General features: G+C 74.6%; 16 protein-coding genes. 9 read left to right on the forward strand and 7 right to left on the reverse strand.

All coding sequences use genetic code 11. The features are described from left to right. Positions 1 to 55: 55 nt before the first annotated feature. The 3 genes from AAG589_RS19590 to AAG589_RS19600 are packed head-to-tail and all read left to right on the forward strand — an operon-like array spanning position 56 to position 3333. Positions 56 to 1507, forward strand: a complete 1452-nt coding sequence (locus AAG589_RS19590) for a basic amino acid/polyamine antiporter (RefSeq protein WP_430568967.1) — start codon at positions 56 to 58, stop codon at positions 1505 to 1507. Between the two features lie 49 nt (positions 1508 to 1556). Beyond that, the gene (locus tag AAG589_RS19595; protein ID WP_430568968.1) at positions 1557 to 2810 is read left to right on the forward strand and encodes an arginine deiminase; all 1254 of its coding nucleotides are present in this window, start codon (positions 1557 to 1559) and stop codon (positions 2808 to 2810) included. A 58-nt stretch (positions 2811 to 2868) separates the two neighbouring features. Further along, positions 2869 to 3333, forward strand: a complete 465-nt coding sequence (locus tag AAG589_RS19600; protein WP_430568969.1) for a DUF2255 family protein — start codon at positions 2869 to 2871, stop codon at positions 3331 to 3333. On the opposite strand, the gene AAG589_RS19605 is transcribed toward AAG589_RS19600, so the two are convergent. After that, entirely contained in the window at positions 3330 to 4028 is a 699-nt protein-coding gene (locus AAG589_RS19605; protein ID WP_430568970.1) for an ABC transporter ATP-binding protein, read from the reverse strand. The genes AAG589_RS19600 and AAG589_RS19605 overlap by 4 nt on opposite strands. 10 nt (positions 4029 to 4038) lie before the next feature. Further along, positions 4039 to 5103 carry an ABC transporter permease gene (locus tag AAG589_RS19610; protein WP_430568971.1) on the reverse strand — a complete coding sequence of 355 codons (1065 nt, stop codon included), beginning with the start codon at positions 5101 to 5103 and terminating at the stop codon, positions 4039 to 4041. Positions 5104 to 5267: 164 nt separating this feature from the next. Here AAG589_RS19610 and AAG589_RS19615 point away from each other — a divergent pair, with 164 nt between their 5' ends. Genes AAG589_RS19615 through AAG589_RS19625 form a run of 3 tightly spaced genes read left to right on the forward strand, consistent with a single transcriptional unit; the run spans position 5268 to position 7339 of the window. Then, positions 5268 to 6479: a sensor histidine kinase gene (locus AAG589_RS19615; protein ID WP_430568972.1), complete on the forward strand. Its 1212-nt coding sequence runs from the start codon at positions 5268 to 5270 to the stop codon at positions 6477 to 6479. Beyond that, a complete protein-coding gene (locus AAG589_RS19620; protein WP_430568973.1) occupies positions 6476 to 7111 on the forward strand; it encodes a response regulator transcription factor in 636 nt (211 codons plus the stop codon). The genes AAG589_RS19615 and AAG589_RS19620 overlap by 4 nt, the downstream gene beginning before the upstream one ends. Positions 7112 to 7138: 27 nt before the next feature. Then, entirely contained in the window at positions 7139 to 7339 is a 201-nt protein-coding gene (locus tag AAG589_RS19625; protein ID WP_430568974.1) for a MazG-like family protein, read from the forward strand. Positions 7340 to 7490: 151 nt separating this feature from the next. Here the strand turns inward: AAG589_RS19625 and AAG589_RS19630 are convergent, their stop codons facing one another. Next, a complete protein-coding gene (locus AAG589_RS19630) occupies positions 7491 to 8924 on the reverse strand; it encodes an HNH endonuclease signature motif containing protein (RefSeq protein WP_430568975.1) in 1434 nt (477 codons plus the stop codon). Positions 8925 to 9093: 169 nt separating this feature from the next. On the opposite strand from AAG589_RS19630, the gene AAG589_RS19635 reads away from it, so the two are divergent. Beyond that, a complete protein-coding gene (locus AAG589_RS19635) occupies positions 9094 to 10131 on the forward strand; it encodes a S66 family peptidase (protein ID WP_430568976.1) in 1038 nt (345 codons plus the stop codon). A 20-nt stretch (positions 10132 to 10151) separates the two neighbouring features. Here AAG589_RS19635 and AAG589_RS19640 read toward each other — a convergent pair whose 3' ends face one another. Then, positions 10152 to 10937, reverse strand: coding sequence for an isocitrate lyase/PEP mutase family protein (locus AAG589_RS19640; RefSeq protein WP_430568977.1), 786 nt, complete (start codon positions 10935 to 10937; stop codon positions 10152 to 10154). Here AAG589_RS19640 and AAG589_RS19645 point away from each other — a divergent pair. After that, entirely contained in the window at positions 10936 to 11379 is a 444-nt protein-coding gene (locus tag AAG589_RS19645) for a YidH family protein (RefSeq protein WP_430568978.1), read from the forward strand. The genes AAG589_RS19640 and AAG589_RS19645 overlap by 2 nt on opposite strands. Before the next feature lie 2 nt (positions 11380 to 11381). Beyond that, the gene (locus tag AAG589_RS19650) at positions 11382 to 11735 is read left to right on the forward strand and encodes a DUF202 domain-containing protein (RefSeq protein WP_430568979.1); all 354 of its coding nucleotides are present in this window, start codon (positions 11382 to 11384) and stop codon (positions 11733 to 11735) included. 56 nt (positions 11736 to 11791) lie between these two features. Here AAG589_RS19650 and AAG589_RS19655 read toward each other — a convergent pair whose 3' ends face one another. The 3 genes from AAG589_RS19655 to AAG589_RS19665 are packed head-to-tail and all read right to left on the reverse strand — an operon-like array spanning position 11792 to position 16298. Then, on the reverse strand, positions 11792 to 13678 hold the full coding sequence (locus AAG589_RS19655; RefSeq protein ID WP_430568980.1) for an alkyl/aryl-sulfatase: 1887 nt from the start codon (positions 13676 to 13678) through the stop codon (positions 11792 to 11794). A gap of 44 nt (positions 13679 to 13722) precedes the next feature. Then, a complete protein-coding gene (locus AAG589_RS19660; RefSeq protein ID WP_430568981.1) occupies positions 13723 to 14598 on the reverse strand; it encodes a hypothetical protein in 876 nt (291 codons plus the stop codon). Beyond that, positions 14595 to 16298, reverse strand: a complete 1704-nt coding sequence (locus AAG589_RS19665) for a SulP family inorganic anion transporter (RefSeq protein ID WP_430568982.1) — start codon at positions 16296 to 16298, stop codon at positions 14595 to 14597. The genes AAG589_RS19660 and AAG589_RS19665 overlap by 4 nt, the downstream gene beginning before the upstream one ends. Positions 16299 to 16371: the final 73 nt, after the last annotated feature.

The following is a 16371-nucleotide window of genomic DNA, read 5'->3' on the forward strand; positions in this document are numbered from 1 at the left end:
CGGTGCGACGATCGGCCGCAGCACCCGGAAATGTCCAGCGCGGGAGGCGCGACGCATGGCGCACCAGGACACAGCGACCCCGTCCGGCGGCACGACCACCAAGGTGTCGCTCCTGACACTCACGGCGATGGTCGTCGGCTCCATGGTCGGCGCGGGGGTGTTCTCGCTGCCCCGCCGGTTCGCGCAGGAGACGGGCGTCATGGGCGCCCTCATCGCCTGGGTCGTGGCGGGCGCGGGCATGCTGATGCTGGCGTTCGTGTTCCAGCGGCTCGCGATGCGCAAGCCCGACCTCGACGCCGGCGTCTACGCGTACGCGAAGGCCGGCTTCGGCGAGTACACCGGCTTCTTCGCCGCCGCGGGCTACTGGGCCAGCGCGTGCGTCGGGAACGTCACCTACTGGGTGCTCATCATGTCGACGCTCGGGCAGTGGATCCCCGCGCTCGGCGCCGGGGACACGGTGCTCGCGCTCGCGCTGTCCACCGTCGGCCTGTGGCTCTTCTTCCTGCTGGTGCGGCGCGGGATCAAGGAGGCGACGGCGATCAACCGGATCGTCACCGTCGCCAAGATCATCCCCATCATCGTCTTCGTCCTGCTGGCGCTGTTCGTCTTCGACCCCAGCGCGTTCGCGGAGAACTGGGGCGGCGCCGACTACGCCGGGAACCTGTTCGAGCAGGTGCGCGGCACCATGCTGGTCACCGTCTTCGTGTTCCTCGGCGTCGAGGGCGCGAGCGTCTACTCCCGGCACGCGAAGCGCCGCGAGGACGTCGGCCGGGCCACGATCCTCGGCTTCGTGAGCGTCTTCGCCATCTTCGCGTCGGTGACGATCGTGTCCTACGGCGTCATGCCGATGGCCGAGATCGCCGAGCTGCGCCAGCCCTCGATGGCGGGGGTGCTCGAGGCGGCCGTCGGCGAGTGGGGCAGCGTCTTCGTCGGCGTCGGGCTGATCATCTCCGTGCTCGGCGCGTACCTGGCGTGGACCCTCATGGCCGCCGAGGTGCTGTTCGTCGCCGCCAAGGACCGCGACATGCCGCGGTTCCTGTCCCGGCAGACGGACCAGGACGTGCCGGTCAACGCGCTGCTGCTGAGCACGTCCCTGTCGCAGGTCGTGCTGATCCTCACCTACTTCTCCGAGGACGCGTTCGACTTCGCGCTCGACATGACCGCGGTCATGACGCTCATCCCGTTCCTGCTCGCCGCGCTCTACGCGGTGAAGCTGCGCGCGACCCGGGAGACCTACGACGGCGCGCCGCCGTCGACCCTGCGCGGCGACCTGGTGATCACCGTCCTGGCGACCGCCTACACGGCCTTCCTCGTGTTCGCGGCCGGGCTGAGCCTCGTCCTGGTCTCGTTCCTCTTCTACGCCCCCGCGACGATCCTGTTCGTCATGACCCGGCGCGAGCAGGGGCGCAGGGTCTTCACCCCCGCCGAGCTGGTGCTGTTCGTCGTGGTGCTGGCGATCGCCGTGCTCGCGGTCGTCGGCCTCGCCGCCGGCTGGATCTCGATCTGACCCGCCACCACCGCCTCATCGTCCGTCGTCCGACCGAAAGGACCTCCCCATGACCACCGCCCCCTCCGCCCCGGCCCACGGCGTCCACTCGGAGGTCGGGCGGCTGCGCAAGGTGCTGGTGTGCTCGCCCGGGCTCGCGCACGAGCGGCTCACCCCGACCAACTCGGACGACCTGCTGTTCGACGACGTCATGTGGGTGGAGTCCGCCCAGCGCGACCACCTCGACTTCGTCAACAAGCTCACCAACCGGGGCGTCGAGGTGGTCGAGCTGCACGACCTGCTGGCGCAGACGATGGCCATCCCGCAGGCGCGCGACTGGCTGCTGGACCGCAAGGTGGTGCCGAACCAGGTGGGCCTGGGACTCGTCGAGGGCACCCGCGCGTACCTGGACTCGCTGACCGACCGCGAGCTGGCGCGCTTCCTCGTCGGCGGCCTGTCCACGCACGACCTGCCCGCCGACTTCCGCAGCGACTACGTGAACCTGGCCCGCGAGTCCACCGGCACGCCCGAGTACCTGCTCCCGCCGCTGCCCAACACCCTGTACACGCGCGACACGACCTGCTGGATCTACGGCGGGCTCACGCTCAACCCGCTGTACTGGCCGGCGCGCAAGGACGAGACGCTGCTGATGAAGGCGATCTACTCCTTCCACCCGGACTACGTCGGCTCGCGGGTGTGGTGGGGTGACCCGGAGCAGGACTGGGCGCAGGCCACGATCGAGGGCGGCGACGTCATGCCCGTCGGGAACGGCACCGTGCTGGTCGGCATGAGCGAGCGCACGTCGCGGCAGGGCATCACCCAGTTCGCCAAGGCGCTGTTCGACGGCGGTGAGGTCGAGCAGGTCGTCGTGGCCGGGATGCCGCGGCTGCGCGCGGCGATGCACCTGGACACCGTGTTCACGTTCGCGGACCGCGACCTCGTCACCGTGCACCCGACGATCGTCGACGGCATCCACGCCTTCACGCTGCGCCCCTCGGACAAGGCCCCGGGCGTGGAGGTGACCGACGAGGGCGACACCCCGTTCGTCGACGTCGTCGCCCGGTCGCTCGGGCTGCCGGCCCTGCGCGTCGTCGAGACCGCGGGCGACGCCTACGCCTCGGAGCGCCAGCAGTGGGACTCCGGCAACAACGCCGTGGCCCTCGAGCCGGGCGTCGTCTTCACCTACGACCGCAACACCCTGACCAACGCCGCGCTCCGTCGCGCCGGCGTCGAGGTCATCACCATCGTCGGGGCCGAGCTCGGCCGCGGGCGTGGCGGCGGGCACTGCATGACCTGCCCGATCTCGCGCGACCCGCTGGACTGACGGGCCGGCGCCGCCGGCGTCCGGAATAGAAGTGGCGCGGGTCACGGTTCGACCTGGCGTGACCCTGCTGACCCGCACCGCCCCGCCCGCGCACGACCTGGACCTCCTCGGCGACCTCGCGACGGCCGCCGCCGTGCGGATCGTGCCCGCGGCGGAACCCGGGGCACCGTCGCGCAGCTGGGTCGTGCGCCTGGGTCGCGACCTGTACGTGCGGTCCGCGCCCGGCTCGACCGGGGTCGCCGGCGGTCGCGCCCACCTGCAGGTCGACGGGTCCCGGCGGCCGGTGGTGCTGGCCGAGGTGGCGCCCGAGCTGCACACGCTGCTCGACGACGCGTACCTGGCGAAGTACGGGCGCTGCTCCCCGGAGAAGGCGGCCGCCGTCACCTCCGACGTGGCCGCCGCGAGCACGTTCCGCGTGCGCCCCCGCCGGGCGACCTGGGCCGAGCGCGTCGAGGACGCCGTCGACGCCGTCCGGGGCGCCATGCGCCGGCAGCCTGCCGAGCGGCCCTGCCCGACCTGCTAGCCGCGGCCGGCCGCCGCCTCGACCCGCTCGAGGCGCGCGTCCAGCATCCGCACCGTCGCGTCGACGGACGCGAGCGTGGACGCGTCGTGCGACACCAGCAGCGTGGCCGCGCCGGTCTCGCGGGCCAGGCCGGTGATCAGCTCGACGACCCGGGTGCCGCGCTCGTGGTCGAGGGCCGACGTCGGTTCGTCGACCAGCAGCACCTCGGGCCGCCCGACCAGCGCGCGTGCGATCGCGACGCGCTGCCGCTGCCCGCCGGACAGCTGCGCGGGCCGCTTGCCCGCGTGGTCGGCCACCCCGACGGCGTCGAGCAGCTCCAGGGCCCGCTCCCGGACGCTCGCCGGTCGGCGGCCGCGCAGGTGCGCGTGCAGCTCCAGCTGCTCCAGCGCCGTGAGGGAGCCCAGCAGCTGCGGCGACTGGAACACCATGCCGATGCGGTCGAGGCGTGCGCGGGTCGCGGCCGCGACCGTCGTCGTGGGCGTGAAGACGACGTCGTCGCCGACGCGGACCGCGCCGCGGGTCGGGTTCGTCAGCCCGGCGGCCACGGCGAGCAGGCTGGACTTGCCCGCCCCGGACGGGCCGAGCAGCGCCGTCGTCGTACCTGCCGGGACGGCGAGGTCGACGTCGTCGACGGCGGTGAGCGTGCCGTCGCCGTCGGGGTAGACGAGGGTGACGTGGTCGAGGTGCAGGTCCATCGGAGCTCCTTCAGCGCGCCGCGAGCGCGGCGTGCGGGTCGATGCGGGTGATGCGGGCGATCGAGACGGCGGCGCCCACCAGGCCGAGCAGCACGAGGCCGGCGGCGGGCACGAGCGTCGTCGTCGCCGTGACGAGGACCGGGACGGCGTCGGGCAGCAGGGCCGCACCCGCGGCGGTGAGCGCGGTGCCGAGGGCGACCCCGCCGACCAGCAGCACCGCGGCCTGCCCGAGCGCGTCGCGCAGCAGGTAGCGGGTGGACGCGCCCAGGGCCTTGAGGACCGCGACGTCGCCGGAGCGCCCGATGGTCCACACGGTGAAGAACGCGCCCACCACCAGCGCCGAGATGACGAGCAGGAACGCCTGCATCGTCGTCAGCGACGTGTTCTCGCCGGCGAACGACGGCACCGCGGAGCGCGCGTCCGACGTCGTCACGGTCGTCGTGCCCAGGGCCGCGTCGGCGTCGGCCAGCGCGGCGGCATCCGCGTCGGCGGAGGTGGTGAGCGCGACGACGGTCGCGACGTCGTCGGTCCCCGCGCCGCGGGCGCCGACGTCCTGCCAGTCGTCGAGCGTGGTCCACACGACCGGGGTGTGCGAGAACGACTCGTCGGCGTCGGCCGTCGCCGCGACCGTGAGCTCGGTGCCGCCCAGGGTGACGGTGTCGCCGGTCCGCGCCCCGAGCGCGTCCGCGGCGGCGGGGGTGAGCACGACGGTGCCGGCCTCGACGCCGTCGGGCACGCCGAGCGCGGTGACGGACGCCGTCGTGCTGTCCGACCCGGCGCGCGTGGTGGCCAGGCCCAGCGGCTCGGCGGACTCCACGCCCGGCACCCGAGCCCAGGCCTCCCACTGGTCGCTCGTCACGCGCGAGGCCGTGAACTCCGGGGCGTCGCCGCCGGCGGGCATGGAGAACGCGAGGTGGTCGGCGGGCAGGTCCGTGATCGCCGACGTCGACTCGCGGGCCAGGCCTGCGGTGAGGGACGCGAGGAACGTGACGAGGAACGTGATCAGCACGATCACCACGGACATGAGGACGAAGCGGCCGCGAGCGTGCCGCAGGTCGCGCAGGGCGACGAACACGAGAAGACCTCCACGGGTCGACGGGGACGGGACTGCGTCCAGCCTCCGCGGCCGGGGGCCCGCGATCATCGGGATCCGGGGGGATCCTGCGGGGCTGAAGGGTGGCCCGGCCTTTCCACCTTTCGGACGATGCGGCGCCGGCGGGCGCGGCTACCGTGGACGGGGTGATCCACCGCCCCCGGCCGTCGGCGACGCGCGCCCTGATCCTGGGGCTCGACGTCCTGCTCGCGGTGCTCGCCGTCGTCGCCGTGGTGCAGGCGCCGCCGGGGCGGACGTGGCCGTCGGCGGCCGTCGCGGCCGTGCTCGTCGCCGTCTACGTGACGGGGCGGCGGGCGGTGCGGGTGCACGACCGGCCCGTCGACACCCGCCGCGGCGCCTGGTGGCCGGACACCGCGTGGGTCGTCGCCCTCGTGATCCCGTGGGTGGTGCTGCTGTGGCTCTCGCCCGCGGCTCTCTGGCTCGCGTTCCCGCTCATGCTGCTGGAGATGCACGTGCTCGGGCCGCGCCGCGGAGTCGTCGCCGTCGTCGTGACGACGGCGCTCGCCGTCGCCGAGGGGCTGCTGGTGCAGGCTGGCGCCGACGACCCGTGGACCGGGTTCGTGCTGGGGCCCGTGCTCGGCGCGGCCGTGGCCGTCGGCGTGGTGCTGGGGATCGAGGCGTTCGTCCGCGAGTCCCAGACGCGGCAGCGGACGGTCGACGAGCTGACCCAGGTGCGCCAGCACCTCGCGCAGGCGGAGCGGGAGCGGGCCGTCACCGACGAGCGGGCCCGTCTGGCCCGCGACATCCACGACACCCTGGCCCAGTCGCTGTCCGCCATCGAGCTGCTCCTGCGGGCCGCCGACGACGCCGTCGGCACGGACGACGCCAGGGCCCGCGACCTCGTGGGCCAGGCGCGCGGCGCCGCGCGGGACAGCCTCGCCGAGGCGCGCCGCGTCGTGCAGGACCTCACGCCGCCCGACCTCGACCGCACCACCCTCGTCGCGGCGCTGCGCCGGGTGGCCGAACGCCAACCGCTCGACGTGGCCGTACACACCGCTGGCGACGTGCGGCCCCTGCCCGTGCCCGTCGAGACGGCGCTGCTGCGCATCGCCCAGTCCGCCCTGGCCAACGTGGTGCAGCACGCCGACGCGCGCCGCGCCCGGCTCACGCTCACCTACGAGCGGGACACCGTCACCCTCGACGTCGTGGACGACGGGCGCGGGTTCGACCCGGCGGTCGCGGGCGCCGCGGGGACGTCCGGGCGCGGCTTCGGGCTGCCCTCCGTCCGTGCGCGGGCGCGCGAGCTGGGCGGCACCGTCGCGCTCGAGACCTCGCCCGGCGCGGGTACCGCCCTCGCGGTCACGCTGCCCCTCGCGCCCGTCGAGGGGGCGCCGTGATCGACGTCGTGCTCGCCGACGACCACCCCGTCGTTCGCGCCGGGCTGCGGGCCGTGGTCGACGGCCAGCCCGACATGCGCGTCGTGCACGAGACCGGCACCGCCGAGGACCTGCTCGCCTGGCTCGGCGGCGGCGGGCGGGCCGATGTCGTCCTGCTCGACCTGCGGTTCGGCGACGCCGGGCCGGGCCGGTCGAGGCTCGGCGGCGCCGAGGCCACCGGCACCGTGGTCCACCGGCACGCGACGCCCGTGCTCGTCGTCACCACGTACGGCACCGACGCCGACATCCTCGCCGCCGTCGAGGCCGGGGCCACCGGCTACCTGCTCAAGGACGCGCCCACCGAGGAGCTGGCCCGTGCCATCCGCTCCGCCGCCGCCGGCGAGGTCATCCTCGGCGCCGACGTGCAGCGCCGCCTGCTCGGGCGCATGCGGTCGCCGGGCGAGAACCTCAGCGCCCGCGAGCTCGAGGTGCTGCGCCTCGTCGCCGCGGGCCGGTCGAACGACGCCATCGCGCGCGAGCTGTTCGTGTCCGTCGCGACCGTGAAGTCCCACCTGGCGCACATCAACACCAAGCTGGGCACCCAGTCGCGCACCGAGGCCGCCGCCGTCGCCCGCGAGCGCGGGATGCTCTGAGGGTGGGCGGGGCTAGCGTCCCGTGACATGACGCTCGACGAGATCTGCGAGAACGCCCGCCAGCTCAGCACCACCCACGGATGGGACCAGAGCGATCCCGCGGCACGGATGCTGCACGTCATGTCCGAAGTCGGGGAGGTGGCCGACGCCGTGCGGGCGCTGCAGTCCGCCGAGGAAGGTGACGTCGAGACCGCGAGGGCTGCGCTCGGGATGGAGATCTTCGAATGATCTGGAACCTCTGCGCCCTCGCGAACACCACAGGCGTCGATCTGACGGAAGCGGCGGCCACGAAGACATGGAGCAATGCCGCGCGAACGTGGCCACTTGCTCCGGGCCGAGGGCGGTCTCTCTCGGACGGGTGATCAGTGCGCTGAGCGGTTCAGAACGGCGGGTCGCCGTCGTCGGGCCCGGTGTCTGCATGGGCCGGGGGGACCAGCTCGCGGCCGGTGAGGTCGACGGGATCGGCGACGGGGTCGCGCGAGACGCGTCCCGTCGGTGAGGTCCAGACGAGCGTGCCGTCGGGGTCCTGCCGTGCCTGCCAGCGCGTCTCGTGCTTGACCGTGTGGTGGCGGCGGCAGAGGTGAGCCAGGTTGTCCGCGACGGTGCGTCCGCCGTCGGCCCACGCGACGGTGTGGTCGATGTCGCACCGCTCGGCCGGGCGGGTGCAGCCAGGAAAGCGGCAGCCGTCGTCGCGGGCGCGCAGGTACGCCCGCAGGGCCGTCGGGACGGTGTAGGTGCCGGGATCGGCGCCCAGGACCTCGCCCGTCATCGGGTCCACGAGCAACCGCCGCAGGGACGGCGCCTCGGCGGTCAGGAAGGCGGCGACGGCCGGGTCGATCGGGCCGTGCCCCGCCAGCTCGGCCGGCTCGTCGGTGCGGCCCAGGAGCGCCAGCACCGGCACCGTGACCTGCACGCGCGGGGTGATCCGTCGGGCGTGGTCGGCGAGGTCGGGCACGGCGGGCGTCGTCTCGGTGGCCTCGCCCTCGAGGGGCTCGGCCGGCCGACCCTCGGCACCGGCGAGCAGGAGGGCGGCGCACGCGTCGGCGCGGAGCTGGGACAGGGTGCGCGGATCCCCGGCCTCGCGCGCGGTGCGCCCGGCGATGGTCAGGCGGTCGAGCGCGGCGTGGGCGGTGGTGGCGGGCAGCAGGGCGCTGAGCCACGCCATGCCGTCGGCCGCCGGGTCGACGAACACGGCGCGCTTGGCCGCGGCCTTGGCGTGGCGCAGGGTGAAGGGCTCGGGGTGCGCGCGGTCGCGGGCGCGGCGCAGGCAGGTGCGGAACTGGGCCAGCGTCGACGTGGCCGCGCGCGGGAGGGCCTCGGCCTGCACGGCGGCCCGGGCCTGGGCGTCGGGGAGGTCGGCGAGGACGTCGGCCATCGCCGTCGCGTGCCGGGCGCCGATCCGGCCGCGGCGGAGCTCGGCGAGGGTGGCGGCCCCGGAGGAGGTGAGGGTGCGCGCGGTCTCGACGACGTGGTCCGCCTGCTGCTCGCTCACGTGCAGCGTGGTCGCGACGTCCGCCACGAACGCCCGGCGCGCCAGCTCGTGCCGCCGGTCGGTACCGGCGCGCAGCACGCGGAGCTGTTCGCCCGCCAGCAGGTCGGGCTCGCAGCGCACGGCCGCGCGACGTGCGCGCTCCACGGCGAGGAGCTTCTCGCCCTCCAGGGCGTTGATGCGCTCCTGGATCCGTTCCGCGTCGTCGAGCGCCGCCGAGACGTCGTGCACCGTCGTCGGGCCGGCCGGGGAGAGCACGTCGTCCCACGGCGTGGTGACGACGGGCAGTTCGTCGAGCGCGCTCTCGAGCACCGCAGCGGACATCCGTCGTCACCCCCTCGTCCAGGTCGCGGCTCGAGCAGGTGCTCGAACATGTGTTCGACCCTAGCGAAGACCGAGCCCCCGCACCAGGCCCGACGGCCGCCTGTGGACAACCGCGGGAGGCCCCCGAATCCCGTTGCCCGCGACGGTCGCGTTCGGGCACAGTCCGGCCATGACGATCCGCTACCCCCGCCCTCTGCGCCCCGGCGACGCCGTCGGCGTGACCGCGCCGTCCGCTGGCGTCGCGCCCCGTCTCCAGGGCCGGCTGCGCCACGCCGCGGACGTCGTGCGCGCGAAGGGCTTCGAGGTGCGCGTCGGCGAGACGGCCACGACCGACGGGGTCGTCGCCGGCCCCGCGGCCGTGCGCGCGGCCGAGCTCACCGCGATGCTCACCGACCCGGCGGTGCGCGCCGTCGTGCCGCCGTGGGGCGGGGAGCTCGCGATCGACCTGCTGGCCCGGCTCGACTGGGACGCGCTGGCGGCCGACCCGACGTGGCTGGTGGGCTTCTCGGACGTCTCGACCGTCCAGCTGCCGCTCACGCTGCGCACCGGCGTCGCGACGCTGCACGGGCAGAACCTCATGGACACGCCGTACGACGTGCCGGACGGTCTGCTGGGCTGGTGGGACGTCGCCGCCGCGCCGGTGGGGGCGGAGGTGGTGCAGCGCTCCCCGCGCCGGTACCGGTCGTCCGGCTGGGACGACTACGAGAACGAGCCCGAGGTCTCGACGTGGACCCTCGACACCGAGGGCTCGTGGCGGCGGCTCGACTGCACGCACCCCGACGCGCCGGTCGACGTCACCGGCAGGCTGTTCGGCGGCTGCGTGGAGACCGTGTCGTTCCTCGCCGGCACGCCGTACGGCGACGTGCCGCGGTTCGCCGCCGAGCACGGCCCCGAGGGGCTGGTCGTCTCCCTGGACGTGTGCGAGTGGGGCGCGACCGACGTCGCACGGGCCCTGTGGGCGATGCGGCACGCGGGCTGGTTCGACGCCGCGAACGCGGTGCTGGTGAGCCGCACGCACGCGCCGGACGTCGAGGGCTTCACCCAGCACGACGCCGTCCGCGACGCGCTGGGCGGCCTCGGGGTTCCGGTGCTTGCGGACGTCGAGTGCGGCCACGTGCCGCCGTACCTCGCGCTGGTCAACGGCGCGCTCGCGCGCGTGCAGCACGGGCCGGAGGAGTCGGTGATCACCCAGCGGCTGGCGCCGTAGCCGCCTGCCGGCCCGGTCCGTCAGCCCCGGAACGCCCGCGGCATGACGTCGCGGGCGGGGCCGGTGCGCTCGAGGAACCCGACCCCGCCGGCCTGGAGCTCGCGGGCGGCGTCGACCAGCGCGGACAGGGCGTTCCACGCGAACGTGCCGCCGACGGAGATCCGCGCCACCCCGGCGTCGGCGAGCTCGGCGGGCGTGGGCCCGCCCGCGAGGAGCAGCGCGTTGACGGGCCGGTCGACCTCGCGGCAGACGGTCGCGACCGCGGCGACGTCGCGCAGCCCCGGCGCGTAGAGCACGTCCGCCCCGGCCTCCTGGTAGGCCTGCAGGCGCGAGATGGTGTCGGCGAGGTCGTCGCGGCCGAACAGGTGGTTCTCGCAGCGGGCCGTGAGCACCAGGTCGCCGGAGGCCTCGGCCGCGGCGGCGACGCGCTCGACGGCGAGGGCGCGGTCGTAGACGGGGTGGTCGTCGCGGCCCGTGGCGTCCTCGATCGAGCAGCCGGCCAGCCCGGCCGCGACGGCGTCCGCGACCGTGCGCGCGACGTCGGCGGGGGAGTCCGCGAAGCCGTTCTCCAGGTCCGCGCTCACGGGGACGTCGACGGCGGCCACGAGCGCGGCGGCGTGCGCGAGCGCCTCGTCGCGCGTGACGGCGCCGTCGCGCCGGCCGAGCGTCGCGGCGAACCCGCTGCTCGTCGTCGCGACCGCGGCGAAGCCGAGGGCGGCGAGGATCCGCGCGGAGCCGGCGTCCCACGCGTTCGGGAGCAGGAGCGGGTCGCCGGGGCGGTGGAGGGCGCGGAAGGGGGCGGACATGACGCCGACGCTAGCCACCGCGTCCGACGCCCGCCCGCGCCCGCGCGGCCGGCGCTGGCTAGGCTCGGGCCTCGTGAGCCGCGAACGCTTCCCCCGCTGGGTCTACGAGAGGGGCACGGAGCCCGACCCGCGGTTCTCGCTGGCCAACGAGCGCACCATCCTCGCGTGGCTGCGCACGGCCCTGGGGCTCATCGCCGGCGGCACCGCGCTCGAGGCCCTGGACCTGCCCATGGAGCCGCACCTGCGCCTCGCGTCCGCGATCGTGCTGCTCGTGGCGGGCGCCGCCGTGCCCGTCGCGGCGGCCGTCGAGTGGGCCCGCTCCGAGCGGGCGATGCGCGAGCACGGGCCGCTGCCGGGCGCGATCACCGGGTTCGTGCTGGTCGTGACCATCACCGTGGTGGGCATCCTCGTGCTGCTCGCCCTCCTGCTCCACCAGGGCTGACGATGACGGACCGGCCGAGCCCCCCGCTGGTCGGGCCCGAGCGCGACCGCGGCCTCCAGGTCGAGCGCACCGCGCTGGCCTGGCGGCGCACCCTGCTGTCGTTCACGGCGGCGTGCGCGGTGGCGTGGCAGACCCTGCCGGGCGTGGACGGCCCGACGTCGTTCCTCCTGGCCGCGGCGGTCGGTCTGGTGCTCACGCCGCCGCTGTGGTGGTTCGCCAAGCGGCACGCACGGCACACGCAGCGGCATCTCGGCGCCGACCAGCCGCGGCTGCGGCACGGCCGCCGCATCGCGCTCATGTGCGGCGGCACGGCCCTGCTCGGCGTCGCCGGCCTGGTGGCGGTCGTCGTCTTCTGACCGTGGCTGAGCGCCCGGCCCGCCCGCTCGTGCGCTGAGCGGGCCGGGAGACGGCCTCAGGGCGTGACGATGGCGAAGTTCTTGTCGCCGGGGTCGAGGACGGCGGTCAGGCGGCCGAGGACGGAGGCGTCGCCCGACACCTCGATGCCGGCGGCGGCCAGCGCCGCCGGGTTCCCCGCGGCGAGCGCTGGCAGCGCGGCCCGCGCCGACGTGATGGTCGCGTCGGCGTCGCCCTGCTGGGGCGCCGCGCTGTACGTGAGCACGCCGTTGGCGAGGCGGAGCCGGTAGCGGTCGTCCGAGTCGGTGAGCACGACGTCGATCGACAGCTTCTCGTCCCACGCCCTCGGGCCGTTCACCTGGATGGCGATGGCGTCGAAGAGCATCTCGGGGGTGAGGTTCGCGATGACGTCGGGCGCGTTCGTCTCGGTCGGGGTGCCGAACTGGCCGTCCCGCAGCTCCATCGCCCCGGCCAGGTAGAAGTCGCGCCAGGTGCCGTTCTCCGCGCCGTAGCCGAGCTGCTCGTACGTGTCGGCGAGCACCTCGCGCGCCTCGGCGTGGTCGGGCTGCGCGAAGACCGCGTGGTTGGCGACCTCCGCGGCCCAGCGGAAGTCGCCCGCGTCGAAGGCCTCGCGCGCGTTCGCGACCAGGGCGTCGACGCCGCCGGCGAGCTTCGCGTACCGCTTGGCGCGCTCGACGGGCACGTGCTCCCACAGGTGCGCCGGGTTGCCGTCGAACCAGCCGAGGTAGCGCTGGTAGATCGCCTTGACGTTGTGGCTCACCGAGCCGTAGTAGCCGCGGGCGTTCCACGCGTTCTCCAGCGCCGGCGGGAGCGTGATCTCCTCGGCGATCTCGGGCCCGGTGAGGCCCTTGTTGAGCATGCGCAGGGTCTGGTCGTGCAGGTACGCGTAGATGTCGCGCTGGTCCTGCAGGAACTTCACGACGCGCTCCTTGCCCCACGTCGGCCAGTGGTGCGACGCGAAGACGACCTCGACGTCGCCGCCCCACAGGTCGATGGTCTCGGTGAGGTACTTCGCCCACGCGTGGGGGTCGCGCACGACGGCGCCGCGCAGCGTCAGCGTGTTGTGCAGCGTGTGGGTCGCGTCCTCCGCCGCGCAGAGCGCCTTGAAGTCGGGCAGGTACAGCAGCAGCTCGGACGGCGCCTCCGTGCCGGGCGCCATCTGGAAGACCATCCGGACGCCGTCGACGGTCACCTCCTGGCCGGTGGTGGAGATGATGTCGGTGGGCGGGACGAAGGAGACCTCGCCGGTCGAGAGCGTCTGGCCGAGGCCCGCCCCGACCGCCCCCTGCGGGCCGCGGGCCAGCGCCGCGCCGAACATGTACGCCGCACGCCGGTTCATCGCCGTGCCCGCGTAGACGTTCTCCACGATGGAGTGCTCCACGAAGCCCTCGGGCGCGAAGATCTTCACCGCGCCGGACTCGACGTCCTCGGTGGAGATGAAGCCCTTGGTGCCGCCGTAGTGGTCGGCGTGCGAGTGGGTGTAGACGATCGCCTTGACCGGCCGGTCCCCGCGGTGCTCGCGGTAGAGGGCGAGGGCGGCGGCGCCGGTCTCGTTGGTCAGCAGGGTGTCGATGACGATGACGCCCTCGTCGCCCTCGACGAACGACGTGTTCGACAGGTCCATGCCGCGCACCTGGTAGATGCCCGGGACCACCTCGAACAGGCCCTCGGCCGTGTTGAGCTTCGACTGGCGCCACAGGCTCGGGTTCACCGTGTCCGGGGCGTCGCCCTCGAGGAAGGCATAGGTGTCGTTGTCCCACACGACCGCCCCGTCGGCGTCGGTGACCGCGTTGGGCTGGCGGCGGCCGACGAGGCCGCGTGTCGCGTCCTCGAAGTCCTGGGTGTCGGAGAAAGGCAGGCTGTTCAGCAGGGCCTGCTGCTGGCTGACGACGGTGGCGGATGCAGGCTTGGGCGTCGTAGGCATGGCGCCAGGTTGGCACCGTTCGTCGGGTTCCGCGCGGTGAGCGCTCAGCCCTCCGCGGAGGCGGCCGGCTCGGCGCCGCGGGCGCCGGCGCGCTTGCCGAGCTCGGCGGCGGTGAGCAGCAGCGCGGCGGTGAGCAGCAGGCTCGCGACCATGACGGTCACGAGCACGACGGGGGTGTCGACGAAGCTCGTGCCGGCGATGAGCAGGGCCGCGGACAGGTTGCGCTGGGCGGTGCCGAGCGAGGTCACGGCCCGCTGCTCGCGGGTCGACCCGCCGAGCAGCCAGCCGAGCACCAGCAGCACGACGACGAGGAGGAGCGTCGCCAGCAGGAGCCCGGTGCCGACCTGGTCCCAGATCGCGGGCAGCCCGACGAGGACGCCCGCGCCGATGCCCAGGGCCAGCGCCGCGGACGAGATGCGGTTGAGGACCGGCGCGAGGTGCGCGGAGTCGGGGTAGCGGGCCCGCACCGCGAGAGCGACGGCCAGCGGCAGCAGCATGAGCAGCAGCAGGGGCCGGGCGATGTCCCACGCGCTCACCGTGACGCCGTCGACCAGCAGCGGCAGCACCAGCGGCACGTAGGCGACCGTGACCACCATGAGCAGCACCATGAGGCCGACGGAGTAGGGGACGGCGCCCTTCGCGAGCTGCGCCAGCTTGGGCAGGAACGGCGCGCCCGCGGCGACGCCGAGCAGCAGGAGGCCCAGCGTCTGGTCGTCGCCCAGGCCGAACAGCGCCGCGACGCCCCAGGCGGCGGCGGGCGCGACGACGAAGCTCAGCACGAGCCCGAGCACCACCAGCCGCGCGTTCTTCAGCGGCGTGAGGATCTGCGCCACGGTGAGCGACAGCCCGAGCGCCACCATCGAGGTCAGCACGAAGACGAGGATCGCGACCTGCGCGATGCCGGTGAGGACGTCGGTCATGACGGGTGCTCCTTGCTGGAGGACGTGCCGGAGGCCCGGGCGGTGCGACGGCGCTCGGCCAGGTCGTAGGCCTCGCGCACGGACCCGAGGAGCACGTCGGTCTGCGGCACGACGGCGTCCCGGAGACGCTCGGCGACGCCGCTCACGGCGAAGCGGCGCGCCAGCTCCTCGGGCACCCCGCAGACGACGACCTCGACGCCGTGGTCCTGCCAGCGCGCGAGCAGGCGGTCGAGGGACTTGAGGAACGTGGTCGACGGGATGCCGGCGGACCCGCGCAGCGAGATCACGAGCGCGGCGTCGCGGGTGTGCGCCGTGTGCGGCCACTCCTCCTCGAGGCGGTTCACCTCGGCGAAGAACCCCGTGCCGACGTAGTGCAGCACGGTGGTGCGGCCGCTCGGCAGGTCGGAGGGGGCGTCCTCGACGCCGAAGTCGCCGTCGCCCGTCGGGACGAGCTGGATCAGCCTGCCGCGCTTGGCCGCCTGCACGGCGAACAGCACGATGGACAGCGCCGCGCCGAGGAAGATGGCCTGCTGCAGCGGCAGCTGCGTCGTCGCGAGGAACGTCACGACCAGGGCCGCGGCGGACAGCCACGACGTGCGGAACACGAGCACGATGTCGGCCCACCGGCCCGCGACCAGCTCGCCGCCGATGACGAGCAGCAGGCCGCCGATCACCGCCATCGGGATGGCGCCGGCCAGCGGGCCCACGGCCAGCACGATGACGATCAGCCACACGCCGGAGAAGATGCCGGCCCAGCGGGTCTGCGCGCCGCCGCTCGTCGCGACGCCGGTGCGCGACAGCGACCCGCCGGTGGGGAGGGCGCCGAAGAACCCGCCCGCCACGTTCGCGAGGCCCTGGGCGGTGAAGTCCTTCGAGACGTTCGTGCGCGACCCGTCCGGGTTCGGCACGGCGGCGCCGATGCCCGCGGCCTGCGCGAGCGCGATGAGCGCGATGGCGAAGCCGCCGGACACGAGGTCCGGCAGCGCGCCGACGTCCGGCAGCGTGAACGGCGGCAGGGACCGGGGGATGGCGGCGATGTCGGAGACCAGCTCGACGTCGCTGCCCAGGAGCGTCACGACGACGGTGACCACGACGAGCGCCAGCAGCGTCGCCGTCTTGCGCAGCCGCGGCACCAGGCTCAGGGCCGCCCACGCGGCGACCGTCGCGAGGGCGACGGCGACCGTCGGGCCGTCCCAGTCGCCCACGTGCGCCAGGGCCTCGACGAGCTTGCCGACCGTGTTGTGCGACTGCGGCACGTAGCCGGTCGCGTCCTTCACCACGCCGGCCACGATCTGCACCGCGATGCCGGCGGTGAAGCCCGTCATGACCGCCGTCGAGACGAACGACATCACCGACCCGAGCCGCAGCACGCCCAGCAGCGCCATCCACAGGCCCACCATCAGCGTGAGCGCCGCGACCGAGCCCAGGTCCGACGGGTCCAGGCCGGCGTCGGTGAGCACGCTCTTCGCCGACAGCGCGATGGCGCTGGTCAGCGTGGTGACCATGAGGACCGTGCGGGAGAAGACCGAGCCGATCACCGTCGGCACGGCGCCCGACCACAGGCCCATCGGCGCCGAGAACCCGCCGACCGTCGCGTACGCCATGCCCTCGGGGATGGAGAACAGGCCGGTCACGAAGCCGGAGACGACGTCGCGCGGGGTGGGTCTCGGGAGGCGTCGCTTCGCCCGCGCGTCGCTCACCGGTACCCCTCCCGCTGTGGCCGTGACTGCACCAGCACCCTGCCCCACCAGTCGTGACGCCGCGACCGGGGCG

The sequence above is a fragment of the Isoptericola sp. F-RaC21 genome, from assembly GCF_038593535.1.
Lineage (GTDB): Bacteria > Actinomycetota > Actinomycetes > Actinomycetales > Cellulomonadaceae > Isoptericola.